2 protein-coding genes are annotated in these 1009 nt (G+C 57.6%); one reads left to right on the top strand and one right to left on the bottom strand.

Annotated elements, in window-relative coordinates; translation table 11 throughout:
• The first annotated feature begins 47 nt into the window (after positions 1 to 47).
• Complete coding sequence (locus ASE89_RS21530; protein WP_082451785.1) at positions 48 to 395, top strand: helix-turn-helix domain-containing protein; 348 nt, start codon at positions 48 to 50, stop codon at positions 393 to 395.
• A gap of 222 nt (positions 396 to 617) precedes the next feature.
• Here ASE89_RS21530 and ASE89_RS21395 read toward each other — a convergent pair.
• The coding region (locus ASE89_RS21395) for a hypothetical protein (protein ID WP_236701882.1) at positions 618 to 1009 on the bottom strand (392 nt) is incomplete at its 5' end.

The following is a 1009-nucleotide window of genomic DNA, read 5'->3' as shown; positions in this document are numbered from 1 at the left end:
CCACGCTCTCCTCACGGAGCCTGAATCAGATCGCGCCTCTCACATCAATGGGTCCTGACCCTAGTCGAGAATGGTCATTGAACATCGGTCGGCGAGATGCCCGCACACGTATTGCTCATTTGCCTTGTGAGCACATAGTGCGGACAAGGGCGCGTGGCCTCACAACGGGAGACGTTATGTATTTCCCGTTGACCCAAGAGCAGTTGGGTGACGCAACAGGTCTGACCGCAGTCCACGTCAACAGGATGCTCAGATCGCTCGAGGCTGATAACCTCATTGAAAAGAGGAAGGGCAGCCAGATTCGAATACCATGCGTAGACACGTTACGAATGGCAGGAGATTTCTCGGCCCGTTACCTTCATTTGCGGGCGAGCACCGAGGCCCAAAATCAGTAGGGTTTCTATGGGTCCTTTGCGCTTCCGGGCCGGTGAAAACCGCGGTTTTCAAAGGCTACTTATAAGCTGCGACGGAGGCATATTCTCCGTGGTAATGGCTGCTTTGACCCCAGAAGCAGACGTCTGCGGTCCCTTCCCAACTTGGCCGCTCGTTCATCTCCGCGTTACGACCGCTTTTGGCGCCGGACCCTGCGAACTCGAACGTCGCGACTGGGCGAAAGTTTAGGAAGCAGGCTGTCCAAGTCCGAGTTTTGTGCCCGATGAGTTGCGGACGGCTTTTGCAGGAGGCTCAGGCACGGGATGAGCGACGACGCTGCGTCGAACTGTAGGTACCAATCCGGATTCCTCATTCCACAGAACCAGGATTGTAGCGATCGGTGCAGCGGTTAGGATCAGCAGGAAAAGGCCCATCAGCCATTCGTTGGTCTCTAGCGGCTGCGAGAAGCTACCGCCGGGCTGCATCGACGGGCTAGGTCGTATCGGGCGCCTGCCGGCTTTCCTGGGGTGAAACGGGCGGTCCGCGGTCGCTCGGTGGGCAGACGACCTGATCTGCGACCGATCATAGGCGGCGCGTGCTTCCTTCTTTCCCAAAACGGAATACGCCTCGTTGATCT

It is taken from the genome of Sphingomonas sp. Leaf30 (assembly GCF_001422525.1).
In the GTDB taxonomy this organism is placed as follows: Bacteria; Pseudomonadota; Alphaproteobacteria; order Sphingomonadales; family Sphingomonadaceae; genus Sphingomonas; species Sphingomonas aerolata.
The sequence above is the reverse complement of the archived record's forward strand: the minus strand, read 5'-3'. Positions and strand labels throughout refer to the sequence as shown.